Source organism: Phenylobacterium sp. (assembly GCF_004799395.1).
Lineage (GTDB): Bacteria > Pseudomonadota > Alphaproteobacteria > Caulobacterales > Caulobacteraceae > Phenylobacterium.
Window position 1 is genome coordinate 1 of sequence record NZ_SSMZ01000262.1, and the last position, 20,517, is coordinate 20,517.

Genomic DNA, 20,517 nt, shown 5'->3' on the forward strand with positions numbered 1-20,517 from the left:
CAGGGCGGCAAGTCGGCCGGCATGGCGAGCGTCTGAGCGACCTCCGCCCAGAGGCGCCGGGCCAGGCTCTCCCTCGCCTCGCCGATGATGGCGTTGGCCCCGCTCACCGTGACCGAGATGCGGTCCTCGAAGCAGAAGATCCATTCGGCGGTGGAATTGAGCACCCCGGTGATCAGCGGCGCGCCGGCTGGCGGCGTCAGGCGGAAATGCCCGTTGACGATGCCTTCGAAGGCGTCGGGGACGGTGAGCCCGGGCAGCAGGTCCGCGGCGATCCATGGCGGCACCGCCAGGATCACCCGATCCTGCGGCGCGAGGCTCACCTCCCCGTCGGCGAACGTAAGGCCGGAGACCCGGCCGTCCTCGGTCTGGAGACCTGTCAGGCGCCGCTGCAGCCGCACCGCCGCGCCACGGGCTGAAAGGAAGGCCAGCGCCGGATCCACGAAGGCCGCCGCCAGGCCGGGCGTCGGGATCCGCGGCGCATAGGCCGCCCCGCCCTTGGCCAGGGTCTCGCGGATGACATTGGCCGCCAGCTCAGCCGAACCGGCCTCCGGGGCCAGGTTCAGGGCGGCCAGCAGCACAGGCCGCATCAGCCGGTCCCACACCGGCCCGCGGCAGTCGATCGCCTCGTCGACCCGCTGCCCAGGCTTGGCGCGCAGGAGACCGGCGAGGCCGAGGTAGTCGCCAAGCCGTGCGCCCGGCACGCCGCGGGCGCGGCTGAAGATCCACCAGGGCCATGGGCCAGGATTGGGCCGCACCGTCCAGCGCTCCCCCGTGGCGAGGTCGACGAACGGGAACTCAGTCTCGCGCGGTCCGGTCAGGCGGTCGGCTGCGCCCAGGCGCGCCAGGTAGGCCTGCACGGCCGGATTCCCCGAAAGGACCAGGTGGTTGCCGTTGTCGATGGTGAGGTCGATCTGGGCATCGAAGTAGGACCGGCATCGGCCACCCGCCTGAGCGGCCGCCTCGGACACCTCCACGCTCAGCCCGGCCTCGGCGAGCGCCGTCGCGGCGCCGAGGCCCGCAAGCCCGGCGCCGACCACATGGATCGTCATCCGAACAGACCCTGGGTCAGCAGGAGCCAGATCAGCGCGGCCTTCTTGACCTTCACCCGCGTGCGAGGCGGCGCCCAGCCGCGCGCCTGCATCTGACGCAGCAGCCCCGCATAGGCCGCCTCCATCAGCCGCGGCGCCGCCAGTCGGCCCGGCGGTCTGGCGGTCAGAATCCGGTTGGCCTCGCGGTAATGGCCCTGGGCCGTCTCGGCGAGCTGGCGGCAGACGGCGTCGACACCCTGGGCGTTGATCGCCTCGTGCGGATCGCGCGCGGCGATCTCGGCTTCTGTCAGGAGCTCGTCGGGCAGGTAGAGCCGGCCGATGTCGGCGTCCTCATCCAGGTCGCGCAGCACATTGGTGAGCTGCAGCGCGCGGCCCAGATGGTGGGCCAGGGCCTCGCCGGGGGCGTCCGGCATGCCGAACACCTTCACCGACAGCCGGCCGACCGCCACCGCCACCCGGTCGCAGTAGAGGTAGAGGGTTTCCAGATCGGGCCTGACGATGCCCTCCAGGTCCATCTGCATCCCGTCGATCACCGCCAGGAAGTCCGCCTTGTCGAGACCGTAGCGGCTGACCGCATCGGAGAGCATGGCCGCCTGGCCAGGGTCGCCGCCCGCGTAGAGGGCCTCAATGTCGGCGCGCCAGGCGTCCAGGGCGACGCGCTGGTCGGGGATCGGCAAGGTCTGGTCGTCGGCAATGTCGTCGACGATGCGGCAGAAGCCGTAGACGGCGAACATCGCCTCGCGCTCCGGCTTCGGCAGCACCTTCATGCCGGCGTAGAATGAACTGCCTGACGCCGCCTGGGCGGCGGACGCGCTGGCGTCTTGACGGGAGGCGGTCAGGGTCATGGCGCGTCCGTTAGTCTGCGATTTCGACACTGCGGCCAAGCGTTGGACGGACGAGACGTCCGACGGCCGATCCGGCGAGACCGATGAGCTCCAGCTTGCGATGATGCACCCGCTCGGAAAGCGGGTCACGCACGATCAGGCGCGCCGCGAGGTCTTCCGCCAGCCGCTGGATGACGGCGATCTCCAGCCGCAGGCGGCGGTTGCGGACGGCGTGGGCGAGAGGCCGACTTTGGCGAAGCAGCTCCTGGGTCCGTCGGGCAAGATCGGCGATCACCCGGCGAAGCCCCGGCGAAGCTTCGGGGGCCGCCAGGGCGGTGACGTCCTGATCCGCCGCCGCCAAATCCTCCAGAGGCAGATAGACGCGGTCCAGATCACGGTAGTCCCTGCCGCAGTCCTGGAGGTGGTTGATCACCTGCAGGGCGGCGCAGAGCGCATCGGAGGCGGGCCAGACGCCGGGCCGTTCGCCGTGGATGTCGAGCACCATCCGCCCCACGGGAGCTGCAGAGTAGCGGCAGTAGTCCATCAGCTCGTCCCAGCTGGCGTAGCGCGACTTGACTGCATCGCGGCGGAAAGCTTCCAGAAGGTCGAAAGCGTGCGAGGTCGAAAGGCGGCGCTCGGCCAGCACCTGGCGCAGCCCCAGCGCCGGCGCGTCGCGATCGTCCTCGCTGGCCAGAGTGGCGCGCATCGTCTCGAGGTCGCGCAGCTTCTCGTCCGGCTGCGCGGCCGCGTTGTCGGCGATGTCGTCGGCCGTGCGCGCGAAGCGGTAACAGGCCATGATCGGCCCGCGGTAGCGCGCCTCGATCAGCACGGAGGCGACCGGGAAGTTCTCGTCCCGGCGCCCCTTGCTCGGAGACACCTGCGTCGGCTCGCTCATTGGGACCTTGCCTGAGCCTGGGCGCGGCCCTTCCACATGCCGCCCTGGCCGCGCCAGTCCTGGATCGCCGACTGCAGGGTGAAGACCCCGTAGAGCACGCCGATCGCCGGCAACGCCAGGCCCCACAGCGGCGAGCGGCGGTAGAAGCGCAGCATCGGCTGGAAGCACAGCGCCATCTCCGCCCAGGCGAGCAGTCCCAGGCCGCGCGCGGCGCCGGTCCCGAACAGCGCCAGGGCCGGTGGCAGCAGGTAGGTCAGCGCCAGGCCGAGCACCGTCCCGGCCAGCGCCCAGGGCGAGAAACCCAACTGGGCATAGGCCGAGCGCGAGACCATGTGGCCGATGGCCCCGATGCTGGGATAGGGACGCAGGCTGCGCGCTCGATGGGTCAGCCCGAGCCAGATCGGCCCCTGTTTCTTCATGAGGGCTCCCAGCGCGCAGTCGTCGATGATCGCGGTGCGGATGGCGCCGACGCCGCCGGCCCGCTCGAAGGCGGCGCGGGAGACCAGCATGCAGCCGCCCGCCGCCGCCGCCATTGGATGCTCAGGCCGGTTCACCTGGCGGAACGGGTAGACCATCTGGAAGAACAGCACGAAGGCAGGGATCAGCAGCTTCTCGGCGGGCGTCGCGCAGTGAAGTTCCGCCATCAGCGACGTGAGGGTGAAGCCGCCGGCCTCAGCGCGGCTCACCAGCCGCCGCAGGTTGTCAGGGTCGTGGGCGATGTCGGCGTCGGTGAGCCAGAGATACTCCGGCGCCTCGCCCGCCACGGCGACGCCCTGCGACATCGCCCAGAGTTTTCCAGTCCAGCCGGCGGCCAGCGGCTGTCCGCGGAGCACCGTCAGGCGGTGCGGGCCCGCGGCGGCCGCGTGGGCCGCGTGGGCCGCGTGGGCCGTGCCATCGGCGCTGTCGTCATCCACCACGATCACCTCGAAGGCCCCAGGATAGTCCTGCGCCAGGAGGCTGCCCACTGAGCGGGCGACGACGTCGGCCTCGTTGCGCGCGGGCACGACCGCGGTGATCGCCGGCCAGACGGCCGGAGCCGGAGGCGTGTCGGCGTCGGTCTGGTCGACGCGCCAGAAGCCGCCACGGGCCAACAGCAGATAGGTCCAGACGCCCAGGGTCAGCAGGCCGAGCAGGGCGCCGATCATCGCAGGTAACCCGCGGCTCGGAACCATTCCAGGGCGTCTTGGATCGCCTCCTGATGCGGCCGTGCGGAATAGCCGAGTTCGGACTGCGCCTTCTGCGACGTGAAATACATGTGCTGGCGCGCCATCTTTAGGGCGTCGCGAGTGAGGAAGGGCTCGCGGCCGGTGACACGGCCCGCCAGCTCCGCCAGCTCCGCCAGGGGCCAAAGAGGGCCGAGCGGCAGCTTCACGACCGGTGGCCTACGGCCGGCCAGCCGGGCGATCTCGGCCAACATCTGCTGCAGCGTGATGTCCTGGCCGCCCAGGATGTAGCGCTCGCCGATCCGGCCTCGATCGAGAGCCAGCAGATGGCCCTGGGCGACATCGTCCACGTGGACAAGGTTCAGGCCGGTGTCGACGAAGGCCGGCATGCGCCCGGTGGCTGCTTCCACGAGGATGCGCCCGGTGGGCGTCGGCCGGACGTCCCTGGCCCCCACGGGCGTCGACGGATTGACGACCACCGCCGGCAGGCCGCGTTCGGCCACCAGGCGAAGGACCAGGGCTTCCGCCGCCACCTTGCTGCGCTTGTAGGCGCCGACGGCCTCGCCTTCCGAGAGGGGCTGGGTCTCGTCCGCCGGCGACCGGTCCGGGCGGAGCCGTAGGGTGGCGACGCTGCTGGTGTAGACCACCCGCTCGACGCCGCTGGCCAAGGCCGCTTCCATGGCGCTGCGGGCGCCGTCGAGGTTGTTGCGCACGATCTCCTCCGGGTCGCGCGCCCAGAGCCGATAGTCCGCTGCGACGTGGAAGAAGTAGCGCATCCCGTGCAGCGCGGCGGCCATGCTGGCCGGATCTCGCACGTCGCCTTCCATCACCTCGGCGTCCAGACCCGCCAGGTTCACGGTCGGGCTGGAGCTGCGCACCAACACGCGCAGGCGCGCGCCTCTCGCCGCCAGGGCGTGGGTGACCGCCGAGCCCACGAAGCCCGAAGCACCGGTGACCAGGACCGGCGTCCCGCGCAACGACAGGAGCGCCGCCCCGCCGCCACCGCCGCCAAGCCGCGCCTTTCCCTTGCCGAGGGTCATGAGAGGGCCTGGTCAGGGGCCAGCGCCTTCGGGGCGTCAGGCGTGGCCTCGCGTGGCGGCGGCGCAGCTTGATTCGAAGGGGGCGATGTCGGCCCGACCGACGGCGGCGGGGAATTCGACGGACGATCGTCGGGAGACGCCGGCTTGGCTGGGCCCGTCTCCGGAGAATCCAGGTCCGGCAGCGCGCCGATGTCCGCGGCCTTGCCAGTGATCTCCGCCTGGCGGTTCTGCAGATAGTAGGAGCGAAGGGTCGCGTAGGGATCGGTGGAGGTCTCGCGGATGGTCATCAGGTCCCGCTCGCTGTCGACGCGCTCGCCCAGCCCCTGGACGACGGCGATGCCGGCGCTGATCTCGAACTTGTAGCGGTAATGGACATAGGTGAGCGGATTGAGTCCGATGTCCGCGACGGATCCGAACGCATCGCGGAACGTGGTCGGGCCGACCAAAGGAATGAAGAGGTAGGGGCCGGGCCCAGCGCCCCAACGGCCCAGCGTCGTGCCGAAACTGTTGTCGTGATGCGGCAGGTGATTCTTCTTGGCCACGTCCAGCAGGCCACCCAGGCCGAAGGTGGTGTTGACCACGATCCGCACCGTCATCCCGGCGGCCTGTTTCAGGCGTCCCTGCAGCAGGTCGTTCACCACCACCACCGGCTCGCCGAGGTTGCGGCCGAAATTGCGCAACGCGCTGCGCAGTGGCGTGGGCGCGGCCCCGAACCCATGGGCGATCGGCCCGAAGACATGCCGATCGAAGGCCTCCTGCATCCCGAACAGGCGCCGGTTCATGCCTTCCAGGGGATCGCTGGGATCGGCGGCGCGGCACGGGCCGGCGAAGGCTGCGGCGGCAATCAGGGGAAGGACGAGCGGCAGGCGGGCCGAACTCGACTGCATCGCTTCACTTCCCTGTCTAAAGGGGCTCAGAATGGACGGCTGGTGCACCATATAGGACCCGGATTCGGGATGCGAAGTACGCGCGCGTGTCATTTTTGCTGACGTTCATCGGTTGGGGGTTTGCGGTCCTGGCCCTGGCCGGGTGCGCCTATCAGCTGCTGGCGGTCCGTCTCCTACGCCGGCTGCTGGCCCCGCCGCAGCCGCAGGATCCGGAAACCTGGCCGGGGGTCACGGTTCTGAAGCCGCTGCACGGCGCCGAGCCCGGCCTTGAGACGGCGCTCGCCAGCCTCCTGACCCAGGACTATCCGGGGCCCGTGCAGGTGGTGTTCGGACTCCAGGACCCTACCGACCCCGCTCAGGCTGTGGTCGGAACGCTGCGCCGCGCGCACCCTGCCGCCGACGTCGCGCTGGCGGTGGACGCCAGCGAGCATGGCGCCAATCGCAAGGTCTCCAACCTGATCAACATGGTTGGGCGGGCCAAGCACGAGCTGCTGATCGTGGCGGACAGCGATATCACCGTGGACCCTGGTTATCTTCGCGGCGTGGCGGCGGCGCTTGGCGATCCTCAGGTCGGGGTCGTCACCTGTCCCTACCGCGGCCTGCCCGGGCGAGGACTGTGGTCCCGCCTGGCGGCCATGGGGATCAGCTATCAGTTCCTGCCCAGCGTCGCCGTCGGGGTGGGGCTGAAAATGGCGCACCCCTGCATGGGCTCGACCGTCGCCCTGCGTCGCGAGACGCTTGCAAGGATCGGCGGATTTGCAGCGTTCGCCGATCAGTTGGCGGACGACTACGCCATCGGCGCGGCAGTGCGGGCGAGCGGCCTGCGCAGCGTCGTGGCGCCGGTGCTGGTGGGCCACCTCTGCACCGAGGACAGCCTCCATGCGCTGGTCCGGCACGAGCTGCGCTGGGCGCGCACGGTCCGCGGTGTCGATCCTGCCGGCTTCGCCGGCAGCGCCGTGACCTACCCCACGCCGCTTGCGGTCCTGGCCATAATCTTTGCCGGCGCGGCGCCAATTGGGTTGGCGGCGCTGGGGATCGCGCTTATTTGCCGGTACCTGTTGCAGCGCGACGTCGATCGGATGGCGGGCGCGCGGACGGGGCCGTGGTGGCTGACGCCATTACGTGATGGTCTTTCGTTCGCCGTCTTCTTCGCGTCATTCTTCGTTCGTGCGGTGGATTGGCGTGGGATGCGGTTTCGGGTCGACGCTCAAGGGGTCCTGGAGCGCATAGAGGAACCTTGATGATGCGAAGTCTCTTCCTGCAGGCGCCGTCCTTCGACGGCTACGACGGCGGGGCCGGCGCGCGCTATCAGATGAAGCGCGAGGTGAAGTCGTTCTGGTTCCCCACCTGGCTGGCGCAGGCCGCCGCCATGGTCCCGGGCTCCAAGCTGATCGACGCCCCGCCGCACAAAACTTCGTTCAAGGACATCGAGGAGGACGTGAAGAGCCACGAGCTCATCGTCATCCACACCTCGACGCCCTCGTTCAAGTCGGACTGCCGCACCGTGCGGATGATCCGGGAGCTCAATCCCACGGCCAAGATCGGCTTCGTCGGCGCCAAGGTGGCCGTCGAACCGAAGGAGAGCCTGGAGGCCTGCCCGGAGCTCGATTTCGTCGCCCGCAACGAATACGAGTTCGCCATCCGGGAGCTGGCCGAGGGCCGCGAGTGGAAGACCATCCGCGGCATCACCTGGCGAAACGCCCAGGGCGAACTGATCTCCAATCCCGAGCGCGAAATCCTGATGGACATGGACCAGCTGCCGTCGGTCCTGCCGTTCTATAAGCAGCTGAAAGTCGAGAACTATTTCGGTGGCTACCTGCTGCATCCCTATATGAGCTGGTACACTGGCCGCGGCTGCAAATCGCGCTGCACCTTCTGCCTCTGGCCCCAGACCATCGGCGGCCACAAGTACCGCTATCAGTCCATCGAGCGAGTGGTGGAAGACGTGAAGTACGTCCAGCGGGAGTTCCCGCAGGTGCGCGAGATCTTCTTCGACGACGACACCCTCACCGACGATCACGCCCGGGTGGAGGATCTGGCCCGCGCGCTCGGCCCGCTGGGCGTCACCTGGTCCTGCAACGCCAAGGCCAATGTGCCGCGCAAGACGCTGGAGGTAATGAAGGCCAATGGCCTGCGCCTGCTGCTGGTCGGCTATGAGTCCGGCAACCAGAAGATCCTGCATAACATCAAGAAGGGCATCCTGGTCGACGTCGCCCGCCGCTTCGCCAAGGACTGCCACGACCTGGGCATCATCGTGCATGGCACATTCATCCTGGGCCTGCCCGGCGAGACCCGCGAGACCATCCAGGAGACCTTGGCCTTCGCCAAGGAGGTGAACCCACGCACCCTGCAGGTGTCGCTGGCCGCGCCCTATCCGGGCACCTTCCTCTACAACCAGGCCAAGGAGAACGGCTGGTTCGCGTCGGACATCGACCTCCTGACCGACGACGGAACCCAGATCGCCCCTCTCGACTATCCGCACCTCAGCCACACGGAAATCTTCAATTCGGTCGAGGACTTCTACAAGAAGTTCTACTTCCGCCCGTCGAAGATCGCCGAGATCGTTGGCGAGATGCTGACCTCGCGCGACATGCTGGTCCGCCGGCTTCGGGAAGGCGTCGAGTTCTTCCAGTTCCTGCGCACCCGCGAAGACATGATCGTCTCCTGACCCCTCGGCTGATCATCACCGCCGATGATTTCGGCGCGGCGGTCCAGGTCAATGAGGCGGTGGAAATCGGTCATCGCGATGGGGTGCTGACGTCGGCGAGCCTGATGGTCGCCGCGCCAGCGTTTGCCGACGCCGTGGCGCGCGCGAAGCGCCTGCCGAAGCTGCGCGTGGGCCTCCACCTGGTGCTGGTGGAGGGCCGGCCTGCCCTGCCGCCCGCGGAGTTGCCGGACCTAGTGACCGGCGAGGGCCTGTTCCGCACCGACATGGCCGCCATGGGCGCCGAGATCTTCCTGCGGCCCAAGGTCCGGCGCCAAGTTGCCGCCGAGATCGAGGCGCAGCTCGCGGCCTTCGCCCGCACCGGCCTGGCTCTGGACCACGTCAACACCCACAAGCACTACCACCTGCATCCCACCGTCGCCGGGCTGATGCTGCGAATCGGCCGTCGCTTCGGCATGGCCGCCAGCCGCGCGCCTATTGAACCGCGCGCCATCCTGGCCGCCGTCGAGCCGACGGCCGCGCCGCCGCCGGCCCTTGTGACCGAGCCCTGGGCCCGGATGGTGCGGGCGCGCTATCGGCGGGCGGGGATCGCCATGGCGGACCAGGTGTTCGGCCTGGCCTGGTCCGGCGCGATGACGGCGGATCGCGTGGCTGGTGTCGTGCGCCGGCTGCCGCCAGGCCTCAGCGAACTCTATCTGCATCCGGCGACCGCAGGCGGGTTCGAGGGCGCCGCGGCCGGCTACGACTACGCGGGAGAGCTGGCGGCGCTGGTTTCGCTCGACACCCGCGCGGCGATCGCCGAGGCGCGTGCCCAGCTCGGCGCTTTTTCCGATTTCATTTGAGGCCCAGGCGGTTTTCTCCGCCCCAGGACGATCCTACATCGGCGTTTGGGCCGCTCGCGGGCCAGCTGATCAAGTGGAGAGGTTCGTCCGTGGCCGTGAACGCATTCACCGGCTTTGCCGATATCGAGATCGATATTCCGGCGCCCGAGATGCCGATCCGACTGGGCAGCGAGGCGCACAAGGCGCCGTTCTGCGACGCCCTCCTCAGCACCCACGGCCCCCTACAGGCCAGCGGTCATCGACTGGCCGAAACTCGACGAGACGACCCGCGGACGCATCATCGCGCTGCCCATCTGGGACATCGCCGTTCGGACCGAGGAGAAGGCCGGCTGGAACGTGCGCAACTATGGCGAGAGCGTCAGCGATCCCCTGCTGAAGTCCGCTGTCGCCATGGACGCCTTTGAGGAGAGCCGCCACAAACTGGTGCTGGCCAACATGGTCGAGGCCTATGGCATCAAGCTCGATCCGGAGCCCGCCTACCGCCGCCCGAAGGACCCGGAATGGGCCTTCATGGTCACCGGCTACTCCGAGTGCATCGACAGTTTCTTCGGCTTCGGCCTTTTCGAGATCGCCCGCGGCTCAGGATTCTTCCCGACCGAGCTGGTGGACACCTTCGAGCCGGTGATGCGCGAGGAGGGCCGCCACCTCCTGTTCTTCGTGAACTGGGTCGCCTGGTGGCGACGCAACATGCCGTTCTGGCGCCGCCCATGGTTCGAGCTGAAGGTGATTGCGGTCTGGCTGTTCTTGATCGCCGAGCGGATCGGCATCGCCGGCGACATGGAAAAGAGCGACAAGGCGCAGGACAACAACTTCACCCTGAACGGCTCCAAGGTGCTGGGGGTGGAGATCACCTTTCCCGAGCTGGCCCGCGTCTGCCTGCGGGAGAACGATCGGCGACTGGCGCCCTACGATGCGCGCTTGATCCGGCCGATGTTCGTCCCCAACATGATCCGGTTCGCGCTGCGGTTCATGAAGGCGCCGCCCGTCGCGGCCTGATCCTTCCGCACGGCCGGAGATGGGGGCGTCTTGAGTAAGGTCACCCGTGGCGGGGTTTTTGTGGCCCTGGTGGTGGGCCTTGCCCTCCTCACCCTGGTGGTGGCCCTGGTCGGCTACCGCTCCGTGCTGGCGGCGATCGAGCGCGCCGGCTTGGCGGGCTTCGCCGCCTATACCCTCTATTGGCCGTTGGTCATCCTAGTGCTGGGCGGCGCCTGGTTCGCGGTGGCGCCGGGGTTGGGATCCAAGGGCCTTGGGATCCTGGTCTGGGCCCGACTGTTGCGCGAAGCCGGCTCCGACATCCTGCCCTTCGCCCAGGTCAGCGGCTTCCTGCTGGGCGCCCGGGTGGCCCGCACGGAGGGTATCGCCGAGGATCTGGTCGTCGCCTCGACCATCGCCGACGTCACAGCGGAACTCAGCGCCCAGGTGCTCTACACCCTGCTGGGGGTCGCCCTCCTCGCGGCCCAGCTTCGCGGCGGACCCGGCGGCGCGCCACTGGTCTGGCCGATGGCGGGCGCCCTGGGATTCCTCGTGTTCGCCGCCATCGCTTTCGGACTGGTGCAGGGGCGCGGCGTGACCTGGCTGGGCGGTCTGGCGCAACGCTGGTGGCCGGATTCGGTCAGTCGCGCCGACGCCGTGCGCGCCGCCCTGGATGCCATCTACCGCCAACCGCTCCGCCTCCTGGCGGCCCTGACGCTGCACAGCGCGGGCTGGGTCGGCAGCGGTCTGGGATCGTGGATCGTGCTCCAGGCCATGGACGCCCATGCGCCGCTGTGGGCGGTGCTGGCGGTGGAAAGCCTGATGTACGCCGCACGCGGCGCAGCGTTCATCCTGCCCGGTGGCCTCGGAGTCCAGGAAGGCGCCTATGTATTGCTGGCGCCTCTGTTCGGCCTGCAGCCCAGCGACCTCCTGGCCGTCTCGCTGCTGCGGCGCGCCCGTGACCTGGTGGTGGGCGTTCCGACGCTGCTGATCTGGCAGGCGAGGGAGGGCCATAGGCTGCTGGGCCGCTAGGTTTTCGCGCCCTCCTTGGGGGGCCCCAGCAGCGCCGGCTCGAAGATCAGCGCCGCCACCAGCGTCCAGATCAGCGAGATCATCAGGATCTTGCCCATGCTGGCGGTGCCGGGGTGGCTGGAGAGCATGAGACTTCCGAATGCGGTCCCGGTGGTGAGCGCGCTGAAGAACACTCCGCGCGCCAGGCTGGATTGCAGCAGGTTCGTCGTTCCCGCCCGCCAGGCCATGACGAAATAGATGTGGAACGCCACGCCGACCCCGAAGAGCAGCGGGAAGGCGATGACATTGGCGAAATTGATGGGCTGGCCGATCACCACGCAGGTCCCCAGCGTGAGGAAGCCGGCCAGCACGATGGGCGCCAGGGTGAAGGCCACTTCCCGCAGGCTGCGCAAAACGAGCAGCAGCAGGCCGGTGATCGCCACCAGCGAAAGCAGGCCCGCCTCGATGAAGGCCCAGCTCACTGTCCGGCCCGCCTCCTGGATTGAGATCGGGGCGCCGGAGGCGTCGGGCGCGACGGCGCGGACGGCCCTCGAGAAGGCCTTGAGGACGGCGTTGTCGTTGGAATCGCCCTTCGGCGAGACCTGGATGCGGGCCCGGCCGTCGGGCGTCACCCAGTCGCGCACCATGTCCTGCGGCAGGCTTTGCAAGGTCACCGGCTCCGCGGTCAGGAGGGCGCGGAGTTCGTCCAGCAGGGTGTTGAGCGGCGGGATCAGCGCCTCCGTCGCCCGGGCGCGCAGGGCCGGCGGTCCGGCCGCGATCGCATCCAGCGCGCCGGCCAGCCGAAGCGCATCGCCGCCTCCGGCCGCCGCGCCAGTCCCCGCCGCGGCGCGCAGCTTGGCCGCCGTGCTCTTGAGAACGGTGACGACCTCGGCGTCGCTGGGCGCGGGCTGTGTTTCGAAGGGGTTTAGGGTCGGATCCAGCAGCAGCTGGGCGTCGGAGATCGCCGCCAGCTTGGCGGGCTGGTCGTCAGGCACGAAGCTGGAAAGCGTGATCGTCTGGGCGACATCGGGGAGCTTGCCCAGCCGATCGGCAAGGTGGTCCGCGGCGGCGAGGGACGGCGCCAGCACGTCGATGGTGTTCGGGGTCTGGATCGGGTCCCTGATGATGTCGCTCAGCGTCGACATCGCCTCGCCGTGCACATTGCGCAGGTGCATCGGGTTGAAGTCGAACCGCACGAAGGGCAGCAGGGCGATGCTGACCAGGGTCGAGACCGCGAAGGCCCAGAGCACCAGCTTGCGTCGTTCGATGAGGAAACGGTCCACCGGCGCCATGCGGCTGGATCCGACCTCCTCGGCCTGCGGTGGGGGCTGCAGCAGGCGGATCAGCGCCGGCAACAGGGTCAGGTTCAGCACCAGGCCGATCACCATGCCGACGCCGGCGATGATGCCCAGTTCGGAGACGCCCACATACTGGGTCGGCAGGAACGCCAGGAACCCCAAGGTGATCGCCACGGCGGCGAGCGTCAGGGAGCCACCGATGCCGGTCGCCGCAGCGGTCAGCGCCGCGTTCAGGTCCTGCGCGGACGTCCGTTCCGCCCTGAAGCGCACGCTGAACTGGATCCCGAAGTCGACGCCCAGGCCGACGAACAGGGGAATGAAGGCCACCGAGATCAGGTTGAACCGCCCGACCGTCACCAGACCCATGGCCGTGGTCAGCAGCAGGCCGATCAGCGTCGTGGCCAGGATCGCGACGACCAATCTGATCGACTTCACCGCCAGCCACAGCATCACCAGCACGGCCAGCAGCATGGATCCGCTCACCAGCCAGGCGCGGTCGGCGAGCGATCCGAACTCTTCGTCTGAAAGCGGCACCGCGCCCGTCAGCCGCAAGCGGACCCCATGCGAGGCGTCGAGCGCCAGGCTCCTTGCCGCCGCGCGGATCGCGTCGCTGGAATCGACGCCCGGCATCAGCGCATCATAGTCGAGCTTCGGCCGGGCGATGATGAAGCGCCGGGTCGGCGCCTGAAGGCCGTCGCCGCCGCCGGCCACCATGGCCTGCCAGGAGAAGAAGGCGGGCTTGTCCGCCGCGACGGTCTGAAGGGCGTCGGCGAGGGCGGCGATTGGCTTTCCCACGGCGTCGAACGAGGTCTGGCTATGGGTGACGCCATCGGCCAGGGTCGAGACGGCGTTCATCACTCCTCGCAGGCTGGGATCCGCCGCCATGGGGCCGAGAAAGGGCTGGGCGGAAACCAGCTGGTCGGCTGTCGCGCGCACCTGCGGCGTGGGCAGGAAGAGCAGGCCCTCGCGGGCGAAGAACGGCCCGCCATCCGGACGACGCACGCTGTGGAACAGCTGGGTCTCTGTCGCCAGCTTCGCGGTCAGGACTGCTGCGGCCGACTCGGCCAGTTCGGGGGTGGCGCCGTCGATGACCACAACGGTCGAGTCGGTGTTCTGCGGGAACGCCTTGTCCATGGCGATCTCATGCTGGCGCCAGGCGACCTTGCTGGAGATCAGGGCGGCGGTGTCGCTCGTCATGCTGAAATGACCGATGACGAACCACAGGGCCGCCGCCGAAAACGCCAGGACCACCGAAAGGGTGAGCCAAGGGTGGTCGGAGCCCGCCTTGACCGCCGAGCGAATGGGGGTCGCCCTCATCGGGAGCCTCGCGCCGTGGGTCTAGGCGCCCTGCTCGACGGGAAGCCCAGGGACATTGCGGTCGACCATGTGGTTGTCATTCTTGTCCTGGCAGGTCTGGGCCGCAGAGCCCCCCGCGGCGCGTTGGTGACCGTGGTCACACCCGGCGCCGAGGCGGTCGCGCCGCTGTCGCGGCAGTCTTTCAGGAACTCCACGGCAGGGCAAATCTCGACCCGGATTTGCCCCTGCCCGAACCGCGCCTTGGCTGCGGCCAGCGTTTTCCAGGCCATGCCACTTCCCCATCGGGCGAACCGCACTACATGGAATGAAGACGGGATTTCCTAAGAGGTGGCTATGCGCGCGGGTCTGATCGCGCTCCTTGTCGTGGCGTGTGCGACAAGCGCCTGCAGCAAGAAAAGTTCGCTCTACCTGGAGCCGGGCGAGCGCGCGCCATCGGCGAACGCCGGGCCGCCGCCGGCGACGTCATCGAGCCCGCCGAGCGCTCCGCCAGGAGCTTCCTCGCCGCAAACCTCCGCTTCCGGGTCAAAGGAATAAGACGGCAACCTGAGGCGATAGCGCGAACGATAAATCCCATTCTCGATCGATGCGCGCCCGAAGACTCCAGATTCCCGGGGCCGTATGGGTCCCGACCGCCGCCGACGCGAACCTGCGGACCGCGAATCCACATCGATCCCTTATGCGAAAGGGGCGTATGAGACGCCGGCTTCATGGCCGCAAAGGAGGCTTCCATGGCCAGCGATGTCACCGCTCCGATCCTATCTCCCGAGATGGACGCCACGGCGGCCGACGCCGGAACGCCGGCGCGGATTTCGACCACCCTTAGCTACGGGCTGTGCCTGCTGCTGGTGGCGGCTGCCGGTCTCGTGGCCTTCGTGGTCGATCACCTCGTGTCGACGCCAAACCTGTCCCTGATCTTCGTCCTGCCGGTGATCGTGGCGGCGCTCAGCTTTGGCTGGGGGCCGGCGCTGATCTCGGCCATGCTCAGCGTCGCCATCGACGACTTCTTCTTCATCGAGCCGCGCTTCACCTTCCGGGTCGCCAGTCCGTCGGATGTCTGGGCCCTGGCGCTGCTGCTGGTGGTGGCCGCCATCGCCAGCACGGTAGGCGCCCAATCGCGCAGCCGCGCGCTGGCGGCCCGCCGCGCGGCGCAGCAGGCCGAGGCGCTGCACAGCCTTGCCCACGCGGTCATCGAGGCCGAGCCTCCGTCCGCCCTGCTGAAGACCGCGGCTGCGGCGCTCAGCCGGATTTTCGACGCCCCGGCGGTGGTCCTGGCCGAGAAGTCCGGGAAGCTCTGGCCGGCCGCCGCGGGCGGCGGCGCCACCCTCTCCGCGGCGGACGAGGAAGCCGCGCATTGGGCGTTGGCCAATGACAAGCCGACGCGCGGCGAGACCTACCCCTTCGATCAGGCGACCTTCGACTTCTGGCCCGTGCAGACGCCGGCAAGCCACCGCCTAGTGCTGGGCGTGAGGCTGGAGGACGCGTTCGGCGGCCGACCGAAAAACCCCAGCCGGCAGGTGGAGCTGGTAGCCGCCTATCTCTCGGCCGCCACGGCGCGCGCGGCGGACGCAAAGCGGACCGCACGGTCCTAGGCGCCAAGACAGCGCCTCACCCGATCGGCTCAGCCGCTTACCGGTCGTCCTTGGCGTAGAACTGCAAGGTGCGCACGAACTGGTCGATGTCGGCGACGTAGAGCCGGAACGCGTCGAAGATGTTCAGATCGAAGAAGGCCGAGATCGGAATGTAGATGTTCTTGGTCTTCTCCGAGACCGCCACGTAGCCCAGATCGGTCAGGGCCTTGACCTTGCGGCGCACCGTCTCGCGCGGGATGCCGGAGGCGTCGGAGATGCCGAACAGCGAGACGCCGATTGAGGCGGACTCCAGATAGATCTGCTCGATCGAGTCTCGATCCGACGAGGCGCCGCCAAGGTTCAGAATGGCCTGGAAACAGGCTTCCACGACCACGAAGAAGATCATCACCATCTCGTAGTCATAGGCGAAGATCTCGGCAAAGCGGCGAGTGGTGCGGGTGAATTGGCGGATCGAGAAATAGAGTTCCAAGCGCGTGAGCACCGAGATATCCGCGTTGGGATCGTCCATGTCACACCTGGCTGGGCGCCGGTCCTGAAAGCGAGACCCCATCTTGCAGACGCCGCCCGAGATGGCCAGGGCGCAGGCGTTGGCGGGGTCGGCGCCCGTGCTGGGCGGGCTTCGCCCAATACGGCGGCGCAACCGCTGGGCGCGAAGACCTAGGCCTGGCTCGGGGCCAGAGTCTCTGAGCCGGGGATGACGGAAAGGCTCGTCGTGGCCCGCGCTGTCGACCGCGCCGCCGCGTCCAGGATGCTCACCAGGCGGTCGAAGTTCTCATCGATCTGCTGCTGCCGGCTTCTGCGGTCGCTGGCCTCGAGGCAGATCGCGCCGTGGGCGGCGGCGCGGCAGCACCAGGCCAGCGCCTCCGCGTGGGGATCGGCCACCCCGCACGCGCGCAGGGCGGCGCATTCGGCCCGGGTGAGCGCGTCCTGCTCGCGAACGCTTTCCGGTCTTGAGTTGGCCGGGCGCAGAAGGGCGGCCTCATACATTCCGGGCTGCGCCTGGGCGTAGAGCCGCTGGGATTCGAACAGGGCCTCCAGCGCCGCCCGGCCGCGGCGGCCGCCAATCGCTCCCTCCACGAGTTCGGCCAATTCCGACTGGGCGCAGGCCGTGACCGAGTCGCAGACCTCGTCGAGGTCGCGGACGTAGCGCAGGATCGTTTCCGGCCGCATGTGCAGGACGCGCCCGATCGCCGCCAGGGTCAGGGCCGCGAGGCCCTCCTGGCGAACGATCTCCTCGGCGACGCCCAGTATCCGTTCATGAAGCAGATCGCCCCCGTCGCGGCTGTTGCGCCGCCGACCATCCACACGCATGAGTCCTCCTTTCTGCGCCGCGAAGAGAGGGCGGCGATCGCCGTCTAGAAGTGGAAGATGATGTCGCCGGAGAGCACGGCCTCGGTCTTCTTGTTCGGCGCGATGCCGGCGAAGCCGTCGCCGTTGAAGGCCGGCTTGCTCGCCCAATAGTAGGTGACTTCGGGCCGCAGCTCGATCTGCGGGCTCAACCAATGCTGCAGGCCGATCCCTAGGTCTTCGTAGACCGCCGCGACGCCGGTCCTTTGGCCCACCGTGTCATCGAACCATTCCGTCCGCAGGGAGATGTTGTCGCGCGGGGTCGGCTGGTAGTTCCAGTAGGCGAGCACCGCATAGGTGTTCGAGCGGCAGGAGAGGGCCGCCGCGTCCCGGCACTGCGCGCCGTCGGGTGCGTTGAACGGGACATATTGCGGCGAGAACGGAGTGCCGCCGTTGGCGATCGCCGTTGCGGCTATCGGATTGTTGACGTTCGGAACGTTGTTTTCAAATGTATCGTACGCTTCGAACGAAACATGGAATTTATCGTTGAATTTGTGATAGTAAGTAAATCCATACCACTGAAGATTATTGTATCCCCAGGATCCTTTATTGATGCCGTCTGCACAGAAGTAAGCATTGTCATGACCTGAATTGCTTTGGAAGCGCGCGCAGGCCGTCAGTGACGGCGTAGCGCCCGGATCCTTCAGCATCGTGGTCTCGGGGAACAGCGGATTGGGGTCCGGGTTCGGAATCTTCGTACCCACATGCCAGATCGCGGCCTCAGTTCCGACGTTCACACCGAGCTGCAGCATGACGTTCTTGTTGACCGCCAGCGTCCCCTGGATCCCCTCGTTGGTGTAGTTGTCGAAAGAATAGCCCATCGAGTGCGAGTACATGTAGTTGTTCGGTGCGAGCTGCGCCTCGATGTCCGGCACGGAGATGTACCGCCCGACGCGGATCATCAGGCCGTCGGCGACTTGGGGAATGTAGAGCTCCCCGTAGACCATCGGGAAATCATAGCCGTAGGTGTCGTTGCGCTTGAGGAGCTGGTAGCTCGCGACGCCGTAGGAGGTGGTGTAGCGGTAGTCGGTCCCGTATATGGCTGACAGCCTGAACCCCCAGTCGACGTGATCGGTCTGCACAGTGTCAGGCGCGCGCTCCAGATAGATCACGGCTTGGTCCATCTGCACCGTGTTCGGGGTGAAGTCGTAGGCCGCGGGCGCATTGCCGAACTTGCGGCTGCTGGTGCTGAGGTTGCCACCCACGTCCACCCAGCCGTAGGCTTGGATGCCTTCGCTTGCCATCGCCTTGCCAAGCCCGGTCGGCGCGATCGCCACCATCAGGGGGCTGTCCACGGAGGCGGTGCGGTTGTTGCCGATCAGTGTGCTCGCGCCATAAGGCCAGTCGGTGAACGGCATGGGCGGGGCGCTCTGCGGCGGCGCGGTCCAGCCCTCCTTTGTCGAGGCCGGGGCCTTGGGGTCGGTCGGCGCCCCCGCCTGACCCCATTCGGCGCCATAGTATTTGATGAAGCGCTCGACGGGATTGGTCCCGATCGCGGCATTGACCGCATCGACCGTATATGTCGACGGCATAGCGGCGTCGGTATCGACCGCGTGCGATCCCGCCGAGAGCGCAGCGGCCGCATTCGCCGGCGGCGCTGGGTCGGCTCTCGCGGCGTCCGCGACCGCGCCGATTGCAAAGGCCGTCGCCAAGGCCGCAAGGCTGCTCGCGCCCCGACAGAAACGCTCGGCCTTCGCCTGCGACTTCGGCTCGTCTTTCAAGTTCAACATAGATTTTCACGCCTCTGTAATTGCGCCGCCGAGCACAGCCGCGGCGCTGATTGAGCCGGGTTGAATCCCGGCGTCACCCGATGGCTTGGGTTGGCGGCCACACCTCGTTCGGTTCGCACCGCCTCAGCTCAGTCCTCGCCACACCCGTAAAGAGGGTGGCGATTGCCTTAGACTATAGCTGCCCATTTTGGTGCGGCGGGAATAGGCGAGAGGCCCATAAAGGAACAATGAGGTCTTTACCCACACCTCGTAAGGGAGCCATAAGCAAACGATCTAAAGTGTAATTATTACCGTAATTTAGTGGATTTCTGGGACGTCGGCGCCGGGGTTGTTCTTGAGTCCTACCTTACGGCATAGTGGGCGTTAATGACCCATTATGGGTATTGAAAGCCTCGGGACTTGCGAGGCCCTCTGAGCCAAGAAGGAACTACGCTGTGCGTTTCGACATGAAGCTTTGCGCCCCCGCCGCGACCCTACTCGCTGGGACCCTTTCATTTGCCGCGCCCGCCATTGCGGCGCAGATGGGCGCCTTGCCGATCTATGAGGTCGCCGCGGCCACGCCGCCGACCGAGCGGGTGATCGGTCCCGTCCGCGTGCGGGAGTGCCGGACGGATTCGACGGAGGCGCGTTCGGCCGCGCTCGCCCGGCTGAGCGAGAAGGCCTCTTCCATGGGCGCCACCGGACTGGTGAACGTCCGGGTCGACGTGGCCCAATCGTACCAACACTACATCAAGAACGGCCTACCCAACCCCTGCCTCTATCAGACGGTGGCCAGGGGCGACGCCGCGGTGCTGAGCGGCTCGGGGCGCGTAGCTGCGCAACTCGCAGCCACTCCGAAATAGCCCGCGAGCGAGCCGCACCCACCCCCTCCCGGGGCGCGGCTTGGGACCGGTGTGGCGAGCCCCACGCTCGCCACACCGGGTTGGCCTTGGCAACCGCGCGCCGCGGCGACCTAGGCGCCGGAGTGGCGGATCGCCTCGTCGACCATCAGCCGATAGCCAATCCCGGGCAGGGTGCGGATCAACTTGGGCGCGGAGGGATCAGCCTCGATCTTCTGGCGAAGCTGGCCAATGAACACGCGCAGGTACTGCATGTCCTGTCCGTGCGCCGGCCCCCAGAGCGAGATCAGCAATTCCTTGTGGGTCAGCACCTTGCCGTCCGCTTCCGCGAGTTTGATGAGTAGCTCATATTCCTTCGGGGACAGGTGGACCGGCTCGCCGGCGCGACTGACCAGCCGGCGCGGAATGTCGATGGTGAGGTCGCCGCTCTGCACGATGGCCGGCGACGCGTCGGTCTGCCGGGCGTGGCGGCGGATAATCACCCGGAGGCGCGCCAGGAGCTCGCCCACCCGGAATGGCTTTTCGACATAGTCGTCGGCGCCAGAGTCGAGCGCCTCGATCTTCTCCATCTCCCGGTCACGGGCCGATAGAATGACGACCGGGCCATCGTAGAATTCACGCGCCTTGCGGAGCACCTCCTGCCCATCGATGTCGGGGAGCCCGAGGTCGAGCACGACGGCGTCCGGCGGGCGCCGCGCGATCTCCGCCAGGGCCTGGCGGCCGTTGTCCGCGCGGGCCGGCTCATAGCCGGCGGCGTTGAGCGCAGGACCCAGGAACCGATGGATCTGCGGCTCATCATCGACGACCAGGATTCGCAGCTTATGCATGCGCCTCCGGCGGGTTCGCGGCGGGAATGGCGACCGGCATCTCGGACCAACCTCGCGCATCCATGGCAAGGTCTCTGATACGGTCTGCGCAGCTAAGGAGACCATTCGGAATCGGCCCGAAAGAGATCAGCATTTCATAAAGATGCGCCCCGAGAGGTGAGCCACGCGCCCGTCCGGCGTCCGTGCGCCGCCACAAATCCCCGATTGCCTTGATGTCTCGCT

General features: G+C 68.0%; 18 protein-coding genes. 7 read left to right on the top strand and 11 right to left on the bottom strand.

Features of this window, described 5'->3' with window-relative positions; all coding sequences use genetic code 11:
- The 6 genes from E8A12_RS16605 to E8A12_RS16630 form a co-directional block, all read right to left on the bottom strand.
- On the bottom strand, positions 1 to 1,049 hold a 1,049-nt coding region (locus E8A12_RS16605), incomplete at its 3' end, for an FAD-dependent oxidoreductase (RefSeq protein WP_293370823.1).
- Positions 1,046 to 1,894: a presqualene diphosphate synthase HpnD gene (gene hpnD, locus E8A12_RS16610; RefSeq protein WP_293370825.1), complete on the bottom strand. Its 849-nt coding sequence runs from the start codon at positions 1,892 to 1,894 to the stop codon at positions 1,046 to 1,048. The genes E8A12_RS16605 and hpnD, both read right to left, overlap by 4 nt.
- A 10-nt stretch (positions 1,895 to 1,904) precedes the next feature.
- On the bottom strand, positions 1,905 to 2,768 hold the full coding sequence (hpnC, locus tag E8A12_RS16615; RefSeq protein ID WP_293370827.1) for a squalene synthase HpnC: 864 nt from the start codon (positions 2,766 to 2,768) through the stop codon (positions 1,905 to 1,907).
- Positions 2,765 to 3,913 carry a glycosyltransferase gene (locus E8A12_RS16620; RefSeq protein WP_293370829.1) on the bottom strand — a complete coding sequence of 383 codons (1,149 nt, stop codon included), beginning with the start codon at positions 3,911 to 3,913 and terminating at the stop codon, positions 2,765 to 2,767. Before E8A12_RS16620 ends, hpnC begins: the two co-directional genes overlap by 4 nt.
- A complete protein-coding gene (gene hpnA / locus E8A12_RS16625) occupies positions 3,910 to 4,971 on the bottom strand; it encodes a hopanoid-associated sugar epimerase (protein ID WP_293370831.1) in 1,062 nt (353 codons plus the stop codon). The genes E8A12_RS16620 and hpnA overlap by 4 nt, the downstream gene beginning before the upstream one ends.
- The gene (locus E8A12_RS16630) at positions 4,968 to 5,858 is read right to left on the bottom strand and encodes an MlaA family lipoprotein (RefSeq protein WP_293370833.1); all 891 of its coding nucleotides are present in this window, start codon (positions 5,856 to 5,858) and stop codon (positions 4,968 to 4,970) included. The genes hpnA and E8A12_RS16630 overlap by 4 nt, the downstream gene beginning before the upstream one ends.
- Before the next feature lie 86 nt (positions 5,859 to 5,944).
- Here E8A12_RS16630 and hpnI point away from each other — a divergent pair, with 86 nt between their 5' ends.
- The 5 genes from hpnI (at position 5,945) to E8A12_RS16655 (ending at position 11,369) form a co-directional block, all read left to right on the top strand.
- Positions 5,945 to 7,099, top strand: coding sequence for a bacteriohopanetetrol glucosamine biosynthesis glycosyltransferase HpnI (gene hpnI / locus E8A12_RS16635; RefSeq protein WP_293370835.1), 1,155 nt, complete (start codon positions 5,945 to 5,947; stop codon positions 7,097 to 7,099).
- The gene (gene hpnJ / locus E8A12_RS16640) at positions 7,099 to 8,526 is read left to right on the top strand and encodes a hopanoid biosynthesis associated radical SAM protein HpnJ (protein ID WP_293370837.1); all 1,428 of its coding nucleotides are present in this window, start codon (positions 7,099 to 7,101) and stop codon (positions 8,524 to 8,526) included. The genes hpnI and hpnJ overlap by 1 nt, the downstream gene beginning before the upstream one ends.
- A 14-nt stretch (positions 8,527 to 8,540) precedes the next feature.
- The gene (gene hpnK / locus E8A12_RS16645) at positions 8,541 to 9,365 is read left to right on the top strand and encodes a hopanoid biosynthesis-associated protein HpnK (protein WP_293370879.1); all 825 of its coding nucleotides are present in this window, start codon (positions 8,541 to 8,543) and stop codon (positions 9,363 to 9,365) included.
- Positions 9,366 to 9,701: 336 nt separating this feature from the next.
- Positions 9,702 to 10,361 carry a hypothetical protein gene (locus E8A12_RS16650; protein WP_293370839.1) on the top strand — a complete coding sequence of 220 codons (660 nt, stop codon included), beginning with the start codon at positions 9,702 to 9,704 and terminating at the stop codon, positions 10,359 to 10,361.
- A 30-nt stretch (positions 10,362 to 10,391) separates the two neighbouring features.
- On the top strand, positions 10,392 to 11,369 hold the full coding sequence (locus E8A12_RS16655) for a lysylphosphatidylglycerol synthase domain-containing protein (protein WP_293370841.1): 978 nt from the start codon (positions 10,392 to 10,394) through the stop codon (positions 11,367 to 11,369).
- On the opposite strand, the gene E8A12_RS16660 is transcribed toward E8A12_RS16655, so the two are convergent.
- Positions 11,366 to 13,963 carry an MMPL family transporter gene (locus E8A12_RS16660; RefSeq protein WP_293370843.1) on the bottom strand — a complete coding sequence of 866 codons (2,598 nt, stop codon included), beginning with the start codon at positions 13,961 to 13,963 and terminating at the stop codon, positions 11,366 to 11,368. The genes E8A12_RS16655 and E8A12_RS16660 overlap by 4 nt on opposite strands.
- A gap of 728 nt (positions 13,964 to 14,691) precedes the next feature.
- On the opposite strand from E8A12_RS16660, the gene E8A12_RS16665 reads away from it, so the two are divergent.
- Positions 14,692 to 15,552: a DUF4118 domain-containing protein gene (locus E8A12_RS16665; RefSeq protein ID WP_293370845.1), complete on the top strand. Its 861-nt coding sequence runs from the start codon at positions 14,692 to 14,694 to the stop codon at positions 15,550 to 15,552.
- A 37-nt stretch (positions 15,553 to 15,589) separates the two neighbouring features.
- Here E8A12_RS16665 and E8A12_RS16670 read toward each other — a convergent pair whose 3' ends face one another.
- From E8A12_RS16670 to E8A12_RS16680, 3 genes are all read right to left on the bottom strand, one after another.
- Complete coding sequence (locus tag E8A12_RS16670; RefSeq protein WP_293370847.1) at positions 15,590 to 16,060, bottom strand: hypothetical protein; 471 nt, start codon at positions 16,058 to 16,060, stop codon at positions 15,590 to 15,592.
- 149 nt (positions 16,061 to 16,209) lie between these two features.
- Positions 16,210 to 16,863 (bottom strand): TetR-like C-terminal domain-containing protein, encoded by a 654-nt coding sequence (locus E8A12_RS16675; RefSeq protein ID WP_293370849.1) that lies wholly within the window; start codon positions 16,861 to 16,863, stop codon positions 16,210 to 16,212.
- A gap of 44 nt (positions 16,864 to 16,907) precedes the next feature.
- Positions 16,908 to 18,629, bottom strand: coding sequence for an outer membrane beta-barrel protein (locus E8A12_RS16680; RefSeq protein WP_293370851.1), 1,722 nt, complete (start codon positions 18,627 to 18,629; stop codon positions 16,908 to 16,910).
- 434 nt (positions 18,630 to 19,063) lie between these two features.
- On the opposite strand from E8A12_RS16680, the gene E8A12_RS16685 reads away from it, so the two are divergent.
- Positions 19,064 to 19,471 (top strand): heavy metal-binding domain-containing protein, encoded by a 408-nt coding sequence (locus E8A12_RS16685; protein WP_293370853.1) that lies wholly within the window; start codon positions 19,064 to 19,066, stop codon positions 19,469 to 19,471.
- A 110-nt stretch (positions 19,472 to 19,581) separates the two neighbouring features.
- On the opposite strand, the gene E8A12_RS16690 is transcribed toward E8A12_RS16685, so the two are convergent.
- A complete protein-coding gene (locus tag E8A12_RS16690; RefSeq protein ID WP_293370855.1) occupies positions 19,582 to 20,295 on the bottom strand; it encodes a response regulator transcription factor in 714 nt (237 codons plus the stop codon).
- Positions 20,296 to 20,517 lie beyond the last annotated feature (222 nt).